Genomic DNA, 18483 nt, shown 5'->3' on the forward strand with positions numbered 1-18483 from the left:
CGGAAAAGTGTACTAATTATAGTTTAGACTTGTCAATTGCTTTATTCGTTTTTCCTTTTTTAACAGATTTTTTCACAGCTTTTGATGATGAGTTAGCTCTGTAATAGTTGGTGTATGCATATTCTGCTGCTTTTGCAACATCTATTACTCCCGCTGATCTCGACAGGTTATCGAAACCGTTGGTTGTATTTGCATTTGAAGTTTTCACCAAAGACTCAATGATTTGCTCCGGTTTCAAATTAGGCATATAAGCTAGTAAAATAGCAGCAGAACCAGCCACTACTGGCGATGCCATAGAAGTCCCCTGAAGATACTCATATTTCCCGTCTGGAACAGTAGAATAGATCTCTGATCCTGGTGCAAAAACATCTACCATTTTTTTATCATAATTAGAGAAACTTGATTTCAAAGCGTCGGCATCTTTGGTATTAGATCCTACAACAATCATATTATTGATAAAAGGTTTTTCGTCTGACTGAGATTTGAAATTGGTAGGATAATACTGATGTTCTGCAATATCTTCATTTTCGTTTCCTGCCGCCTTCACTAGGAGAACACCTTTACTTTCTGCATATTTGAATGCATCCCAAACCACATTTTTACCTGGAGAAACTGGTTTTCCAAAACTCATATTAAGGATTTTCGCACCATTATCTACAGCGTAACGAACAGCATTTGCTACATCTTTATCTCTCTCATCTCCGTCTGGAACGGCTCTTACAGTCATTATTTTTGCAACTCTGGAAGCTACACCATATTGGTTTTCAGATCCGTTGACCAATCCTGCAATGATCCCGGCAACGTGCGTTCCGTGTTTTGCATCCGGACCTTCGTAATGATTGTTACCATAACTTTTTTCAGAATAATCGTCATAGTTGTCTCCAACGATTTCTTTTCTCGGATCAAAATCCAGGTTGAAGCCTTTTTCTGCTTGCGGTGTGAAATAATCCAACGCCTCCTTCATCTGGCTTTTCAAATATGTTTCAACCTCTGTAGCTGGTTTTCCAGCAATTTGTGGATCGTTTGACATCTGAGCTAAAACCTGCATTGCCATTGCTTCCTGCTGGTTTGCTGGTTTGATTCCCGCCAAAGTTTCTTTGGTCAGATTTTTACCATTCAACAATTTTACCATATCTGGAATCGCATTGTTGATCATCGTGTAGAGCTGAAGACTTTGTTTTGCTTCTTCACCTTTTTTAGAGAAGATGTCCTTCGCCTTCATGTACATTGCAAAATCCTCCGGAAATTTGCTTTGATTTTCCTTATTTTTTGCAGAGTCATCGCCTTCAAAAAGTGGTTTGTACTTTTTCACGACTCTGGTAACTTCCATATTATCCACGTCAATATCGCCGTTTTTGCCACCTAGGAAGTTCCATCCGTAGATGTCATCGATGTAGCCGTTTCCGTCGTCATCTTTTCCGTTGTTGGGGATTTCGTTTGGATTTTTCCACATATTTTTCACCAATCCCGGATGATCTACTTCTACACCGCTATCCAAAACACCTACTACCACTGTCTTTGGTTTAAGGCCTTTTGATTCCAAGAATTTATAGGCATTTTCGGTATTCACGCCGTAAACTTTTGTTGTAGCATAATCTTTATGATACCAAGTTTTAAGGTCTTTATCTTTTTCCGGAGTAGCTGTCTGAGCTGTCATCATTGCGAAACCGCTATAAAAAGCAGCCGCTATCAATAATTTCTTCATAATGCTTAAATAATATTTCTAATTGATTTTGATATTTTTAATATATGTCAGACTTTCTGGTCCGATGTTACAAATCAAATCCAAAATTGACAAATCTTTCAAGAAACCGTTCTTGGCGGAAAAGCTTTGGTAATATTCCGGGAATTCGTTTTCTGATTCTGCTTTGGCAGAGAATTTTTCTCTGTAATTTGCGGATTCAGGTGTTTTGAAATATTCTTCTGTCAAAGTGAAATCTTTTTCCGTCTTTAGGATTTCGAGAATCACTTTCAAAGCTTTGAGATTGAATTCTACTAATGATTCCACTTTTTCTCCGAAAATCTTTTTCAGTTTATCTTCGTAATATTCGAAATAAGGTGTGCTTTGATAAGCTGTTTTGATGGATTTCCAGTGAAGTTTTTGCCAATCTTCTACGTAGGAAATCTCGGTGTCTTTGAATTCTCTTTTTCCGGTATGTTTGATTGGAATTATTAATGGTAATTTTCCATTGGCTCCATAGATCAACGCTCGGTTTCTGTACGTTTGTTTTGGAAAATTTTCGAATTGCTCGAATGTGATTTCACTTTCAGGATTCAAAAAAACTGAGAACCACGAAATGGGTGGTAGATAAAATATGGGTAAAAGAATCTTGTTATTCATATTTGTTTTAAACTAAAAAAACTTTGTTGAAGCTGGATGGCCTCAACAAAGTGTTGTATTTTTATTTGGACTTCCAATCCACTAGCCCCGATAGGAACGGCATCCTTTTTTTGCTTTGTTCTTAGTTTCTACTGATGACAAATGTGCCAAGCAAAAAAAGATATAGTGGATAGCGGGAATCAGCTCCTAATTATTGATCTTCTTCTTTTTTCTTTCTGAACAGATTGGCAAAGTAATCCCATCCGAAAAACAGAACCAAAATTAGAACTGCAACCCACCAGTATGAGGTTTTGTTGGCTTCTCCTGTGTTAGTCGCTTTGAACATTCTGTCCCAACGCAATCGCAATCCATCTGCCTGGTAGGATGAACTAGCGTCTTTGAACAAACCTTCTACACTCATCCAAGTGAACATTGGGCGTCCTACGATATTTTCTTCCGGCACAACGCCGAAATATCTTGCATCCAGGGAAGCATCGCGGTTGTCCCCGATCATCATATAGTAGTTTTGTTTGATGGTATATTGGTTGGTCTCCTGACCGTTCACATAGATTTTTCCACCTTTGTTTTCAAGTTTGTTGTGCTCGTACTCAGAGATGATCCATTTGTACATTGGAAGTGTTTCCTGATCCAATTTCACAACGTCTCCTTTTTTCGGAATTCTAAGTGGGCCGTACCAGTCTTGGTTCCAAGGTTTGTTGACCGGATAGATGGAATTGGTGGTATCGACGTTTTTTGTGTAAGCTGTTCTGTCCGCATTCAACTTGAATCTTATTGCAGCTTCTCCTTGCTTCTCCAGCATTTCATTCATCTCAATAACCTGAGGAAGCGCTTTGATGTCTTTTGCTGTCTGATCTGTCAAGCCTTGGAAAGCATACTCAAAACCTTCGTTGGTTTGGTTTTCCTGCACTGGAAGGAAACCGTAAGCCTTGTACAATTGAGGAATATCCAGCTGTGAACCAGTCTTTACCAAATAGCCGTGCTGTTGATACTCGTCGCCAAGAATTTTTTCAGGTGCATTGTTTATAAATAATCTTCCTGCACGAAATTCAATAACATCGCCCGGCGTTCCGACACATCTTTTCACGTAAGGATCTTTTCTATCGATTGCCGTGTGAACAGAATCCTGTGGATAGTTGAAAACAACGATGTCATATCTCTCGATTTCATCGTAGCCTGGAATTCTTAAGTAAGGTAATTTTACTGCATCCACATAAGACTTCATATCATCTTTCGGATTGCCCTTCTGACCTGAGTCGAATGTTGTGCCTTGTAAAAATGGTAATGCTACTGGTCTCATTGGCATTCTGTAGCCATAAGCCCATTTGTTTACGAAAAGAAAATCTCCTACAAGAAGTGTTCTTTCCATAGATCCAGTAGGAATCCCAAAAGGCTGTGTGATGAATGCATGAATTATCGTCGCAAAGACAATAGCAAAAGTCACAGATCCTAGGAACGTTTCCTTCTTTTTACCTTCTTCTTCCTCTTCCTCAGTTTCTACTTGTGGATCTTTGCTGTAATTGACAGTTGCCATAAAAATGAATGGTAAAATCACCGTCAGCAATCCATTTACAAATCCTCTTTTTCCGAACTTATTCATCAGGAAAATGTGGAAGGCAGACATCATGATCGGACCAACAATTGGAAGATAAGACAGAATAGACCACCATTTTGAATGTCCTGTTTCTTTGAGAATAATCAGATAATTATAAAAAGGAACGAAAGAAAGCAATGGATTGTAACCCATTTTTTTGAATAACTTCCAAGTGGTAAGCCCCATCAATACGCTGATGATGAGAACATAAATTGTATAAGTAATGATGTAATTCATATTTTGGCTTTTGGCAATTGGCTGTTTGCTTTTTTGCTGATTTTTTATAATTAGTTTTTGATGTGTTGTTTTTGTTACAGAAATAATCAGACGAAATTAATTTTCCCCAATCCTAAAGTGAGAATTAATTTCAAAAATATTACAATCCTAAAACATCTTTCATTGTAAATATTCCTTTTTTATCAACAATCCATTCTGCGGCAATCACGGCACCCAATGCGAATCCGTTTCTATTGAAGGCGGTATGTTTGATTTCGATTTCATCCACTTCGGATCTGTAAAAAACGCTGTGTGTTCCTGGAACCTCATCTTCGCGGATGGCAAAAATCCCCAACTCCTTTTCTTTGGTCTCGTCCAATTTCCAAGCTTCGAAGTTTGAATTATTGATAATGCCTTCTGCCAGAGAAATCGCTGTTCCACTTGGTGCGTCCAACTTGTGAATATGATGAATCTCTTCTAACTGAACAGAATATTCATTGAACTTATTCATCATCTTGGCCAAATTCTCATTAAGTGCAAAAAAAAGATTCACGCCTAGACTGAAATTTGAACCGTATAAAAATGCGGTGTTATTTTCCAGAGCAATCCTTTCGATTTCTGGTTTTTGATCTAGCCAACCAGTTGTTCCGCAGATGACAGGAATTTTATTCTCAAGACAAGTTTTGATGTTTTCAAAAGCCACTTCGGGATTGGAAAATTCTATAACAACATCAGGATTGTTTAAGTTTTCGGTAGTTGGTGTCTCGCGCAATCTTGCAACAACTTCGTGACCACGACTTTGAGAAATCTCATCGATAATCTTTCCCATTTTCCCGTAACCTACCAATGCTATTTTCATTTTTCTTTATTATTTGTAATGGAAAATAAAATTCGTTTTCCCAATTCTAAAGGGAGAAATTTTATTTTAAGTATTTTAATTAAAATCTAAAATTAAGGCTCAATCCTGCTCGTGCATAGGAGTTTGTAAATTGATCATTGATGATGGTTGGCATCACGGCAAGATCCGGATCGTGACGACCTTCGTACAAATGCGCGTCTACTACCGCGTCTACAATGTTTAGAATATAAATCAAAGCAGAAATTCCTATGGCGTAATCGCGCTGTCTTTTGGATCTGTCCTGTGCGTTACCAAGAACATTTTTATCAATTCCGTTGATTCCGGAAAACTCGTGTGGAAGTCCATTAAGTTCAGAAACAAAAGCATTTCTGTAACGTTTGTATTGATTTTCATTCCAAAGTGCAACTCCAATCCCGGTTCCCACTGCGCCCCAAACAATCGGGATTTTCCAATATTTCTTATTGTAAAACTGTCCCAATCCAGGCAATACAGCGGAGTAAAGACCAGCTTTCGCGGGACTTAATTTAGTAACTTTTATAGGTGCGTTTTTCTGATCGATGTCTTTCAAAATCTGAGCTTCAGAAGTTGGTTTCGCAGCAGGAATGCTGTCTTTCGGATGATTTTCCACACGAATCGTATCGTTGGGATTCACCTGCGAAAAAGCAAAACTGAAAGAAAAGAACAAAAAAAGTGTGAGTAATTTCTGCATTTATCTAATGTGTGCAAGAATGCTTTCCAGCTCTTCTTCATTTTTAAAATCAAGAACAATCTTTCCTTTTTTCCCATTTGCCGAAGTTTTAATCTCAACATTTACATTCAAGATATCGGACAAACTTTTCTGAGCTTTTTTGAAATGATTTGGAATGATGGATTGCTTCGCAACTTTTTCCGTGTCCTGAGCGTTTTTCATCAGACCAGCCAATTGCTCGGCTTGTCTGACGTTTAATTGTTCCTTGATGATTCGATCAAACAAGATCTGACGCTTCTCTTCAGAATCCAATCCCATAATCGCACGACCGTGACCAGCAGAAATCTGACCACTTCTCACGCCTTTCTGCATATCTGGAGACAACTTCAAAAGACGAACACTATTTGTAATCGTACTTCTCTCTTTTCCAACACGTTGACTCAGATTTTCTTGAGTCATCCCAACTTCGTCCAATAATCTTTGATAAGTCAAAGCCACTTCAATCGGATCAAGATCTTCTCTTTGGATATTTTCCACCAAAGCCATTTCCAACAATTCTTGGTCATTAACCAAACGAATGTAAGCTGGAATCGTTTCCAAACCTGCAATCTTAGAGGCACGATAACGTCTTTCTCCGGAAATGATTTCGAACTTCGGCCCGTCTTTTCTTAGCGTAATTGGCTGAATAATACCTAAGCTTTTGATAGATTCGGCAAGGTCATTCAATGCTTTCTCATCAAAGTAAGTTCTTGGTTGATTTGGATTTGGGTAGATATCATCGATGGAAATCTCAACGATGTTTCCAACCAAAGATTTCGCACCTTCATCCGAAGCGGAGTTGATATTGGACTTGCTTTCGGCATTCAAAATTGCGCCGAGACCGCGACCCATTGCTCTTGTTTTGTCTTTCATATTTTTGGGATGGAAGATGGAAGAATGAGGATGGAAGTTGTAAAAAAACTCCTGACTCCAGCTTCTGACTTCCGGCTTTTTTAATTTTTAATTAATTTCTCGTTTCTCAGCAAAACTTCTTCTGCCAATTGGATGTATTGGATGGCGCCTTTGCTTTCCGCATCATAACTTAAGATGCTTTCTCCGAAACTTGGTGCCTCGCTCAATCTTACATTTCTGCTGATGATTGTTTCGAAAACCATTTCTGGGAAGTGGGAATTTACCTCCTCCACTACTTGATTGGACAATCTCAATCGGCTGTCGTACATCGTCAAAAGCAAACCTTCGATATCTAAATCCGGGTTGTGAATTTTCTGTACATTCTTGATGGTGTTCAATAATTTGCCCAAACCTTCCAAAGCAAAATATTCGCATTGGATTGGGATGATCACAGAATCTGCAGCAGTTAAGGCATTAATCGTGATCAAACCTAAACTCGGTGCACAATCGATGATGATGTAGTCGTAATCGTCTCTGATGGATTTCAAAGCTTCACGCATCATATACTCCCGGTTTTCACGATCTACCAATTCTATTTCTGCCGCTACCAAATCGATATGAGACGGGATAATGTCCACGTTTGGCGAAGTTGTAGGTAAAATACATTTGGCCGCTTCTGCGCTGTGCTCCAACAAATGATAGGTAGAAAAATTGATTTCTTCAACACCCAAACCAGAACTTGCATTCGCTTGTGGATCTGCATCGATCAAGAGAACTCTCTTTTCTAATACGCCCAAAGCTGAAGCTAGATTGACAGCCGTGGTAGTCTTCCCAACGCCACCTTTCTGATTTGCAACACCTATAATTTTTGCCATAAACATTAATTTAATCGTCAAAAATACGATTTTTTAGCACTTAGAAAGTTTTGAAAAACCCGGAAAGCCGTTAAAGTATTGTTAATTAAACGATTGACTTCTAAAAAAATTATCCACATTTCCTTCGAAAATGTGGATAATTATAAAAAATCTTAAGTTTAAAATTTACATAGTCTTGATTTTCAGACTATTCAATTTTCATGGAAATAGGCATTCTGAAAGATGATCTTACAGCTTTGCCTTTTAGTTGTGCAGGTGTCCATTTTGTTTTGATTGCTTTAACAGTTCTCTCTGCTTCTGCATTGAAATCGGAACTGGAACCTGTGACTTTCAGATTGGAAATGCTTCCGTCTTTTTCTACTACAAAAGTAATAACACCAGATACCATTCCTGTTTTATCAATAGATTCTGTATCAAAATTTTGAGCTACCTTCTGACGAAAGGCATCAATACCACCTTTGAAATCAGCGGACACATCCGCTTCATTTTGATTGATTAATTTATTCGGATCTTCTGCCGGTTTAGCTGGAGGCGTGTAAGCAGGCGCAATCGCTGGTGGACCAACTTTAATTGCTGGCGGCGCAACAGTCAAAGACGTTTCAGGCCCAGCGGAGGTTTCGGAACTTAGAGCTGCATCCTTTTTATCCTCTTCGGTTGGAGCAGGCTTATCTTTTTTCACAACTTTAACCGGAATATAAGTTTCAGATTCAACAGTTTTTACTTTTGTAGGAAGTATCGCAGAAACTGGTGGATTTACAACATCAGGTTCATCGATTACAATTATTTCTCTTTCAGAAAAATCATCTGCGGGAATAGTAGCTTTAGATTCAAAAGCTGAAATAATTAAAGGAATAACTGAGACTGATGCAAAAAATGCCACACCTACAAACAAAGCTTTAGTAAGTTGGTTGGAATATTCGTTTCTGAGAGCATAAGCACCGTAGGCTTTATTTCTGTTAGAGAAAACAATTTCGTCCAGATTATCTTTTCCAAATAGCGTTGATAGATTTTTCATGATAAATAAAAGTATTAAATTAAATAATTAACAAAGTATTACAATATTGTTTGAAATCACATCAAATTATATTCCATTTTTATAACTAAAAATCAAATAAACTATGAATTACATAAGTATTACATAAAAATACATCTGTGGAAAATTGTAGTTATGGAAAATTAATGTAATTTAATCTTATGAAATTTTTATTCATTTTCTGTTTACTGATTTGCACCTACATGAGAGCTCAGGAGGGTTTTGCGCTTGCTGATGCTGATAAAACTGTAATTAACTTTAAACTAATCAACAATCTCATCCTAATCCCAATGAATGTGAACGGTGTTGAGCTTAATTTTATGCTAGACTCCGGCGTTGCGGAAACACTTCTCTTTAGCCTGGACAATAAGGATGTTGATTTTAAAAACATCGAAAAAATCACATTCAAAGGCTTGGGAGAGACAGTTGATATCGAAGCTTTAAAATCTATTAAAAACAATGTCAAGATAGGCAGCAACTTCATCGATAGATCACACACTATTTATCTAGTTTTGGATCAAAATTTTAACATCTCTCAAGATATTGGAATTCCTGTGAATGGCATTATTGGCTATTATTTCTTTATGAATCATCCGATAGAAATCAATTACATTAAAAAAACAATCACTGTCTATAAAGACAAAACTAAATTTCCAAAAAAAATCAATAGATTTTCCCAACTCCCACTGAGCGTCGAATTCAACAAACCTTACATAGAGGCCAACGTAGAAATGAAACATGAGCAGCAAAGCTCCAAACTGCTTTTAGATTTGGGTAATACAGATTCGGTATGGCTGTTTCCCGTACTGATCAAAGACTTTTTGTACAACAGACCAAATATTGACGATTTTCTGGGGCGTGGTTTCAGCGGTGATATTTTTGGAAAACGCAGCAGGATCAATTCACTTTCTATTGGCAAATTCAAATTCGACAAACCTATTGCTTCCATGCCGGATGAATACTCTATTCAACATCTGAAGCTGGTGAAAGACAGAAAAGGCTCTATCGGCTCTGAAATACTTAGGAGATTTACGGTTGTTTTTGATTATCAGGACCAGAGAATTTATTTTAAACCTAATAAAAACCTTCGAGATCCATTTCTCATAGATGGTAGCGGACTGGAAATAAAACAAGACGGGATTGTGTGGGAAAAAGAAGAAGTGCATATACAAACGGCAAAAACAAGTCGTGCAGGGAATGACATCAACATAGTTAACAACGATCCGGACAAGTTCCAATATAAATTCAAATTGAAACCATTATTTTTAGTTTCCGGAACCAGAAAAGACTCCCCTGCGCAAAAGGCTGGCATTCTCAAAAATGATCAACTTGTAAAAATCGACAACAAGAACGCCAAAGACCTGACTCTAAACAAAATCCACCGCATATTAAAAACAGATGTATCAAAAAAAATAATTTTGGAAGTCAATAGAAATGGTATTCCGCTGAAATTCGAGTTTATGCTGGAAGATCCAATCCCTTACATTGAGGAATGATTTTAGCAATGAATGTTTTGAAAACTAATATATAATTATGAATGAGACACTGAACAGCATACGGAACAGACCTAGATTTAAGCTATACACAGATTTTACATTGGAAGAATATGAAACAAATCTGAGAGATTACCTAGAAAAGAATAAAGATCAATTCTACGGAAATATCAACAAAGAAGTCGCTACAATTTTTGTAAGAAAAGAAGAAGATAATTATTGGAAACCCAATCTTGCGCTAAGGATCGAAAAAGAAGATGATAAGACTGTCATCCGGGGAATCTTTGGGCCGAGTTCTGCAGTTTGGACTTTTTTTATGTTTTTATATTTTTTATTAACCGTTTCGTGGATGACGTTTTTCACACTTTACTATGTTGAAAAACAAATTAATACCAACAATTACCCGTGGGCGCTTCCAAGTTCACTCGTGGTCTTAGGTTTGATTGCGCTCACCTATGCCGCAGCAAGATTTGGACAAAACAAAGCCAAAGATGAAATGCTGGAATTACGAAGGTTTGCAGAAGAATCTACACTTCATACAGAGAAAAAAGATTAATTTTTAATTTTTCTTCCCTCTACAAAATGCTTAAGTTTTAAACCAACTTTCATCAATAAGTATTGAAATGGTTTTTGTCTCTTGTAATATTTGGAGATGAAAATATCCATTGCACCAAAAAATCTCTCCAGATAAACTTTGTCCTTCACTGTGCTCTCACCTTTGTAATGCAATAATGAGTACTTACCGTAATAGATATTTCTGTAACCTTTTCTAAGAATCGTGTAGCAAAGATCGATGTCTTCGCCGTACATAAAATAACGCTCGTCGAAACCTCCAACTTCCTCATAGACAGATTTTTTCATCAGAAGATTTGCGCCTGTCATTACTTCAACTTCTGCAATTTCTGTTTCTGCAATATCGTTTCTGTAATACGTTTTGGAATCGTTATTGAGCTTGGTGAAAAGTTTTTCAAAGGAATTGATCAGTGCTGGAACCGATCTTTTACTTTCGGGCAAAAAGTTGCCTTTTGCATCGTGCATTCTTAATCCTAAAGCTCCGAATTTTTCTTGTCCATCGCCAAAATCAAGAATTTCTTTGAAGTAATTTCCTTCTATTTCTGTATCTGGATTTAAGATGTAAATGTACTCTCCTTTTGCAGATTTGACGCCGATATTGTTCGCTTTTGAGAAACCTAGATTTTCTTTCAATTCGATAAAATTGACCTTGTCAAATTCATCAGTCAAAACCTTCCATTCCGGATTCGGCGAATTATTATCCACAACAATGACCTCATAATCAAATCCTTGAAAATATTTTTGAATCGAAAGAATACAGTTTCGCAACAGATCCTTCACCTGATAATGGACGATAATCACACTTACTTTCATCAGCCGGCTTCGTTATAAACAGTTCTGTTGGTTATGGATCTCCCGAGTGAAATTTCATCTGCATATTCCAGCTCGTCACCTACGGAAATCCCTCTGGCAATACTGGAAAACACCACCGGAAAAGTTTTGAATTTTTTATAAATATAATAAGCCGTCGTGTCGCCTTCCATCGTTGCGCTGAGTGCAAAAATAAGTTCCTTCACCACGCCATTATTCAGTTTTTTTTCTATGCTTCCGATTCTCAACTGACTTGGCCCAATGCCTTCCATCGGGGAGATTTTCCCACCAAGAACCAGATATTTCCCACGGAATTTTCCTGTGTTTTCTATCGCCATCACATCGCGCACATCTTCTACGATACAAAGCAACTCCTCATTGCGTTTGTGATCACTGCAAATCTCACAGATCTCGGAATCCGAAAAGTTGTGGCACTCTTTGCAATATTTGATTTCCGTGACCAGATTTTGGATGGATGTTCCCAAAGAAATCCCCTGCGAAGCCGGCTGACGCAACAAGTGCAACGCCAGACGAAGCGCCGATTTTTTCCCGATGCCGGGCAAACCAGATATTTCTTCTACAGCTTTCGATAAAACTTTACTTGGGTAATCCATAATTTAAGGTACAGGACAAAAATCTAAGAATCAAGATCTATGCGTCTTTGTTGATTTTCTCGTAGGTTTGGAAATAGAAATTATGATTGTTCTTATCGTCTTTCTCGTGGAATTCTTCGGATAATTTTTGCCAGATCTTCAAATCGATTTTTGGAAAAAATGTATCCGCTTCGAAGTCGTTATCCACAAAAGTGATTTCCAACTTGTCGGCCAATTCCATTGTCTGATTATAAATCTCGCCTCCACCAATGATAAAAACGTTCTCATCAATTTTCTTGGCAAACTTGATCGCTTCCTTTAGTTTTGAGACAATCAGAATATCTTCTGAAAACCAATTTTCTTTTCGGCTTACCACAATGTTTGTACGGTTTGGCAAAGGCTTGCCAATACTTTCATAGGTTTTCCTTCCCATAACGATGGGATGATTTTCTGTAAGCGATTTGAAGTGTTTCAGATCTTTTGGAAGTCTCCAGAGCAGTTGGTTGTCTTTTCCCAATGCGTTGTTTTTTCCTATTGCTGCAATTATCGTAATCATAATATCTACAAAACTACATTTTTATGTTTAATTAAGAAAAAATTATGATACGTTAGTTTTCATATTTTGTATTTTTGGCAAAGTTTCTGGTAAATGAGCGCCAAAAGGCTTCTGAGTCTAGAATTTGGTTGAAACAAATCGAAACATAAAAAATTAATTTTAATAAAATCCGAATCGTATCGGACTGTCATATTTCTAATGGACTTGCATCTATATTTAATTCAAATATGGATTGAGATTTAGATATGACCTTAAATAATTAAAAAAGTAAAATCTATATATGAAAAAGATTTTTTTAGCATCTGCTTTTGCACTGTTGGTTTTAGCAAGCTGTAACAAAGATAAGGACATTCTTAATTCTTTGAATGATTACAATCTCAGCCAACAAAACAAAGGCTACAACTTCGGCGACAAACTTCAAATTCCACAAGATGTTTTGGATTATGCTGAAGCTATCACCATTAGTTATGGTGACAAAGAAAGCAGTAACCTAACAATCGATCCTAATTTTTTCACTCTGGGTGAGAATGATGTGACTTTCAATATCAAAACAAAAGATGGCGAAACACTACAACAGGATGCAACCATCAATGTTTTTGCTAAGGCGAAAGCAGTTAATCTGTCATATGAAGTTGTAAATCAATATCCGCACAGTGCTGATAATTTCACAGAAGGTTTTGAAGTTCACGACAATACAGTCTATGAAAGTGTAGGTTTGGAGGGGAAATCTAAGCTTATAAAGTACACATTGGGAACCACAACTCCACTTCAGGAAGTTTCACAACCGACAAATATTTTTTCTGAAGGACTCACAGTTTTTGGAAACAAGATTTACCAATTGACTTACAAAACTAAAATGGGATTCATCTATGATTCTAATATGAAACTTGAGAAGGAATTCGAATATCCGAACGTCATAGGCGAAGGTTGGGGAATGACGAATGACGGAAAAAACCTGATTGTTTCTGATGGTACAAAAAATATCTACTTTCTAAATCCTGAAAATCCTTCGCAAGTTGTGAGATACATTTCTGTTGCAAGTGATAAAGAAGGCTATGATCAAATCAACGAACTGGAGTATCACAACGGATTCATCTATTCAAATGTTTGGCATAAACCGATTATTCTAAAAATAAATCCGGCGAATGGCGAAGTGAATGGGATTATTGATCTTACAAATATTGTTAAGCAAAGTTCAAGTGGCGGAGAAGATGTACTAAACGGTATTGCCTTCAAAGGAGATAATATGTTGGTAACAGGAAAGAACTGGAGCAGAATCTATGAAATTTCCATTAAGTAATTCAGGATTAATTTCCGATATATAAAAAAGGAGCTTCGTAAATGAAGCTCCTTTTTTTATTGAATGACTGCTAAATTACTATCATCCTGCTTTTTTACGACAGAATATTTTATACTAACCTGCGTATTTTCTGAAAGGGTTTTGCGGGCGAGGTAAGGACTTTTGCAGACCTCAGATCGCATCACATAGTCGCCTTGTTCCACGACTATGCTTTCTGTTTTTTTTGCTGCAACAGGAACTGTGTAGCTTTTCCCGCCAAGAATATTCATTGTGAAGTCACAATCAGATTCATTATTGATGATGAGCACCATATGCTTGTTGGACTCGTCTGTATTGAACAATTGATTAAGAAGCGTGACAGCCTTATCCTGAATTTTCAATTTGACTTTTACCGGTTCCAGTTCCATATCATTTGCTCCTTGCTGTACAGATGGCGTTGCCGATACTGATAATGGAGTGACTGTTTTGGTCGTCCCACAACTAATTAAGCAAAAAGCAAAAAACAGAAAAAAATATTTATTCATTTTTTAATTTGAATTTGATGTAGGTAATTGTCTTTCCTTTGGAAGAGAACAATTCCTCGTAGTAGGTTCTTATATCTTTCAGTAATGGTGTGTCGGGCTGATATTCTGCAGCGCCGTAGATGTCGTGATGGGCCGTGAGAATCTCGTGCCCCAAACCTTGCAAAAGACCAAGCGTGTACCCATGCAAATATTCGGAATCTGTTTTTAAATGGATGATTCCGTCCTTTTTCAGGATGTGCCTGTACTTTTGTAAAAATTCTGGATTTGTAAGTCTATGCTTTGTTCTTCTGTATTTGATCTGCGGATCCGGAAAGGTGATCCAAATTTCAGAAACTTCATTCTCAGCAAACAGATTGTCAATCAATTCTATCTGGGTTCTGAGGAATGCGACATTGGTCAAGTTGCTTTCGATAGCTTCTTTGGCTCCGAACCAAAATCTTGCGCCTTTGATGTCTACACCTATAAAATTTTTCTCCGGGAAGGCCTTCGCCAATCCTACAGAATATTCTCCTTTTCCACAGCCTAATTCTAAAACAATTGGATTGTCGTTGCCAAAAAACTCCTGCCACTTTCCTTTGTGTTCAAAATTATTAATAGCCTGATCACGGGTTGGCTGGATGACATTTGGAAGTATTATATTTTCTCTGAATCTTGCTGCTTTGTTCTTGCCCATTTATACAGTTTTCATTTTAATTTTAAAACCGCAATAAAAATATATATTTATATTGTAATCACAAAAAATATTTAATATAAATTTAAAAATCAATAAAAATAAATCAATATCAAAGAGTCCCAGATGTAACCTGCATCAAATGAGAATTTTGCAATCTTCGAAGATAAATCGGAAGATATTTTTCGATGTAAGTTTTAGCAGCTTCGTAGTTACTCGTCTCCAGATAATCTGTAATGTTATCCGAACTGTAAACGAACTGTAGAAAATTTGGGATCAATTCTTTAGGGATTTTCATTTTGATAAAATAATCATCACCGTAGTAATCCTGAAGATTTTTGATATTTGTGGCCATCCTCTCGTACTGATAGTAGCGTTCTTTCTTTTTCTTCTCCCCGGAAATCAAATCAAAAATACTGTCTATACTGAAGCTCAAACCCTGATTGAATGACATAACGGGAAGTTCCGGTGAGTTACCATCGCCTTTCGGTTCTGGCAGACCAATCATCTTTCTAAGTTCAAAAGCTTTTTCTGAACCTTTCAGCATTGCAACATCCCTGCGCAGGTTTCCTGTGGGTTTAAAGGAACTCAGAATCACTTCCTGAATCTCGTAATATGCAATCTGCAACTCTACAAAATTCTTCCTCATTTCCAGCATCTGAGCCGTGACTTCTATATCTTTTCTTTCTGTTGCGATGGATGTAAATCTGAGAACATCGCCTACTTTGACAGGGATTCTAAACTCGCCGTTGTAGTTTGCCATTACACTTTTGTGTGCATTGATATTGGTTACATAAACCTGATTGAGATAGAGACTGGATTTGTCTCTGATGAAGATTTCACCTTCCAGATCTTGTCCGTAAATTGGTAATAAACAAAGCAATAGAAAAACGGTAAATATCTTCTTCATAATAATTCGGCAAATTTATAGAGAATTACAAATAGAATCGTTACAAAAAAGGAGCCGACAAGGTTAAAATTATATTAAACTTTATTGGATTTTTGTTAAGTAATGAGAATAAAAATCTGATTTTTAAAATTATTGTTAAATCTGATTTTATTCCGAGTTCCTGTTTTTCAACAAGATCCAGCCTGTATTTTGTACTCTTTTAGGATTTCCAGATTCATTCCATTCCAAGATGTACCAGTAAGATGACGTTGGTAACTTTCTACCATTGGAAGTTCCATTCCAAATGAACTTATTGCTCGTGTCTCCCTTGAAAACCAAAACACCATTTCTGTCATACACTTCAAATTTTGGATCAAGTTTGTTTAACAGTGATGAATAATTAATAAAATCATTCACGCCATCATTGTTAGGTGTAATGACGTTTTGCGTATTGATCAAGGAAAATTCTTTTGCAACTACAGCGCAACCATCTGCTCCTCTGACATAAATAGTATGCGTTCCAAGATCAACATCAGTAAAATTACTCGAACTTTGATAAAGACCATTATCCAAAGCATAAAGATATGGCGAAGTCCCTCCGGAAACCAAAACCGTCACAGTTGTTCCTTCTATCACAACGTTATCGATAACAGGATCTTCTGCTTCTGTGATTTTAACGAATTGTTTATAAACACAGCCATTGAAACCCAGTTCTACCCAATAATCTCCAGGTCCTACTTTTTTTATCTCTTGCGTTGTTTGCCCAGTGTTCCATTTGTAAGAAGTAAATCTGAGACCAGTTACTGGGTCTAATCCATCTCCTGCATCCAAATTTATTTCCTCACCTTTGCAGATGATGGTTTTCATATTTTTAAGATTTTCAGACTCTTTCGGTTTTTTGAATTTGAATCTTATTTCTTTATAATTAGGACAAAATTCATCCTTTTCTATTCTAATGAAAAATTTCGCATCTGCACTGATGGTTTGCGAACTTGAGATGGTTGAAGCTCCACCAATCTTCGCTTTTGCTTCTGTATCGAAGTAAGTTGGAACAACATCGGTTTCATTTGTAATTATTTTAATATAATCTGCTAAATCAAAAGTCTGACTTCCATCAATATCATTATCACAAATATCTTGTTCCTGAACAGCATTAAAACTAAGCTTTGTTCCAAAAGTAAACTGAATCGGATAAATCTCCGGCGCACAGGTTTTTGAATTAACTGATAAGTATAAAGTCTGTGGATTGCTTGTAAAATCAAACTCAGTGTCCGGATTTATTGCAGTACCGCCAGGCGTCCGCGAATATGTACGGTAGAAGACTGCTTTGTCATAATTTTTAATAATCTCATTATCAAACCTGGAAAGTTTAGCTGCAAAACTTCCATTGAAATCGTAATCACAAACCACAATGGGCGAGGTCGTAACCTGGGCGACAGGCGCTTTTTCCACCGTTACACTTCCTGCCAATTTACAGCCACTTGCCAACTCTACATCAAGGCTGAAAACTCCATCTTCATTATTGACTTCATAATAATCTGTTGTGATAGGATCTCCAAATGAGTCCAAAATCTGCGTTCCATTTTTAAACCACGAATATTTCGCAGACGCATCTATAATTGGCGGATTAGGCGTTATGATATATGGCACACCTTTACAAAGTGGATCCGCATTTCCAATGGTAAGATCTTTCCCAATATCTATATTCCCTGTGAAACTACCCGCTTTTAGGAAAACCGCAGAATCAAAAATACCGTCCTTATCACCGTGATCTGCAATGACAAGTTTAATATGATATTTCACACCTTTCTCAACAGTAGCAATCGCCTTCAGAACTTTAGTTTGACCATTAAAATTTGTGGCGGATGTAGAACCAGAAATATCTGGATTGTAGTTTCCAAAAAAAGCAGGATGCCCATCCTGATTATTACACGTAATACCACTAACTGTTGTAGAGGTCACAGGAATATTGGTTCCTGGAACCAAAGCGATATTTCTGTAGTACTCTGTATTATCTGCCTTTTTTATCAGGAAAGCAAATACGTCTGAAAAGTAGCAATTACTACTTCTGTACTCTTCCGACAGAAACATGTAATCGAAACTAATCACATCACTTTGGTTAGATATAAAATCAAACTCCAGATAAGTAGCATTTCTTACATTGTTTGTATTCATACCTGCAGTCATCAACATTTCAGACAAATCTATATCACCATCCCACCGGGAAAAATATTCGCTTTGCACGTTATCATTGGGACCAGGTGCAAGAGAAACTTTTCCAGTGGAAAGTATGATCCCTTCATCAAAAGGGAAAGCACTGCCATTTTTATAAAAGTAGCCAAAACTAAGATCTGTATTGCCAAAATTTTGCCCCCAGACTTTTACGTTGTCTGCGGTAATACAACTGGCATTCTGCGAACCTACAAATTTTTTCACCAGATCCTCTTTGGATAGACTTTTATCTACACTGATAAATTGCGCTTTAGTATAATTAATGAAAATTAAACCAACAAAGCAAAGTAGGAATTGGGAAAATCTGGAGAATTTCATTTAATATAATATGGAGTGCAAATTTACTTCT

General features: G+C 37.0%; 18 protein-coding genes. 3 read left to right on the plus strand and 15 right to left on the minus strand.

Going from position 1 to position 18483, the window contains the following annotated elements:
• Positions 1-16: 16 nt before the first annotated feature.
• The 8 genes from PQ459_18055 to PQ459_18090 all read right to left on the minus strand — a co-directional run bounded on the left by PQ459_18055 (position 17) and on the right by PQ459_18090 (position 8476).
• A complete protein-coding gene (locus PQ459_18055) occupies positions 17-1705 on the minus strand; it encodes a S8 family serine peptidase (protein WDF46788.1) in 1689 nt (562 codons plus the stop codon).
• A gap of 18 nt (positions 1706-1723) precedes the next feature.
• A complete protein-coding gene (locus PQ459_18060; protein ID WDF46789.1) occupies positions 1724-2341 on the minus strand; it encodes a WbqC family protein in 618 nt (205 codons plus the stop codon).
• A gap of 190 nt (positions 2342-2531) precedes the next feature.
• On the minus strand, positions 2532-4169 hold the full coding sequence (lepB, locus tag PQ459_18065; protein WDF46790.1) for a signal peptidase I: 1638 nt from the start codon (positions 4167-4169) through the stop codon (positions 2532-2534).
• 139 nt (positions 4170-4308) lie between these two features.
• On the minus strand, positions 4309-5007 hold the full coding sequence (dapB, locus tag PQ459_18070; GenBank protein WDF46791.1) for a 4-hydroxy-tetrahydrodipicolinate reductase: 699 nt from the start codon (positions 5005-5007) through the stop codon (positions 4309-4311).
• 79 nt (positions 5008-5086) lie between these two features.
• The gene (locus PQ459_18075) at positions 5087-5716 is read right to left on the minus strand and encodes a DUF5683 domain-containing protein (protein ID WDF46792.1); all 630 of its coding nucleotides are present in this window, start codon (positions 5714-5716) and stop codon (positions 5087-5089) included.
• Positions 5717-6607 (minus strand): ParB/RepB/Spo0J family partition protein, encoded by an 891-nt coding sequence (locus PQ459_18080; protein WDF46793.1) that lies wholly within the window; start codon positions 6605-6607, stop codon positions 5717-5719.
• Positions 6608-6687: 80 nt separating this feature from the next.
• Complete coding sequence (locus PQ459_18085) at positions 6688-7461, minus strand: AAA family ATPase (protein ID WDF46794.1); 774 nt, start codon at positions 7459-7461, stop codon at positions 6688-6690.
• Positions 7462-7648: 187 nt separating this feature from the next.
• Positions 7649-8476 carry an energy transducer TonB gene (locus PQ459_18090; protein ID WDF46795.1) on the minus strand — a complete coding sequence of 276 codons (828 nt, stop codon included), beginning with the start codon at positions 8474-8476 and terminating at the stop codon, positions 7649-7651.
• Positions 8477-8655: 179 nt separating this feature from the next.
• Here PQ459_18090 and PQ459_18095 point away from each other — a divergent pair, with 179 nt between their 5' ends.
• Positions 8656-9990 carry a PDZ domain-containing protein gene (locus PQ459_18095; protein WDF46796.1) on the plus strand — a complete coding sequence of 445 codons (1335 nt, stop codon included), beginning with the start codon at positions 8656-8658 and terminating at the stop codon, positions 9988-9990.
• A 37-nt stretch (positions 9991-10027) separates the two neighbouring features.
• Positions 10028-10543 carry a hypothetical protein gene (locus PQ459_18100; GenBank protein WDF46797.1) on the plus strand — a complete coding sequence of 172 codons (516 nt, stop codon included), beginning with the start codon at positions 10028-10030 and terminating at the stop codon, positions 10541-10543.
• On the opposite strand, the gene PQ459_18105 is transcribed toward PQ459_18100, so the two are convergent.
• From PQ459_18105 to PQ459_18115, 3 genes are read right to left on the minus strand one after another with little or no spacing between them, the layout of a single operon-like run.
• A complete protein-coding gene (locus tag PQ459_18105; GenBank protein ID WDF46798.1) occupies positions 10540-11373 on the minus strand; it encodes a glycosyltransferase family 2 protein in 834 nt (277 codons plus the stop codon). The genes PQ459_18100 and PQ459_18105 overlap by 4 nt on opposite strands.
• Entirely contained in the window at positions 11373-11984 is a 612-nt protein-coding gene (recR, locus tag PQ459_18110; protein WDF46799.1) for a recombination mediator RecR, read from the minus strand. The genes PQ459_18105 and recR overlap by 1 nt, the downstream gene beginning before the upstream one ends.
• Positions 11985-12021: 37 nt before the next feature.
• Positions 12022-12519, minus strand: a complete 498-nt coding sequence (locus tag PQ459_18115; protein ID WDF46800.1) for a dihydrofolate reductase — start codon at positions 12517-12519, stop codon at positions 12022-12024.
• Positions 12520-12799: 280 nt separating this feature from the next.
• On the opposite strand from PQ459_18115, the gene PQ459_18120 reads away from it, so the two are divergent.
• The gene (locus PQ459_18120; GenBank protein WDF46801.1) at positions 12800-13819 is read left to right on the plus strand and encodes a glutaminyl-peptide cyclotransferase; all 1020 of its coding nucleotides are present in this window, start codon (positions 12800-12802) and stop codon (positions 13817-13819) included.
• A gap of 56 nt (positions 13820-13875) precedes the next feature.
• On the opposite strand, the gene PQ459_18125 is transcribed toward PQ459_18120, so the two are convergent.
• From PQ459_18125 to PQ459_18140, 4 genes are all read right to left on the minus strand, one after another.
• Positions 13876-14343, minus strand: a complete 468-nt coding sequence (locus PQ459_18125) for a hypothetical protein (GenBank protein WDF46802.1) — start codon at positions 14341-14343, stop codon at positions 13876-13878.
• Complete coding sequence (trmB, locus tag PQ459_18130) at positions 14336-15016, minus strand: tRNA (guanosine(46)-N7)-methyltransferase TrmB (GenBank protein ID WDF46803.1); 681 nt, start codon at positions 15014-15016, stop codon at positions 14336-14338. The genes PQ459_18125 and trmB overlap by 8 nt, the downstream gene beginning before the upstream one ends.
• A 109-nt stretch (positions 15017-15125) precedes the next feature.
• Positions 15126-15923 carry a hypothetical protein gene (locus PQ459_18135; GenBank protein WDF46804.1) on the minus strand — a complete coding sequence of 266 codons (798 nt, stop codon included), beginning with the start codon at positions 15921-15923 and terminating at the stop codon, positions 15126-15128.
• Between the two features lie 147 nt (positions 15924-16070).
• Positions 16071-18338 carry a choice-of-anchor L domain-containing protein gene (locus tag PQ459_18140; protein ID WDF46805.1) on the minus strand — a complete coding sequence of 756 codons (2268 nt, stop codon included), beginning with the start codon at positions 18336-18338 and terminating at the stop codon, positions 16071-16073.
• Positions 18339-18483 lie beyond the last annotated feature (145 nt).

The sequence above is a fragment of the Chryseobacterium sp. KACC 21268 genome (assembly GCA_028736075.1).
Classification (GTDB): domain Bacteria; phylum Bacteroidota; class Bacteroidia; order Flavobacteriales; family Weeksellaceae; genus Epilithonimonas.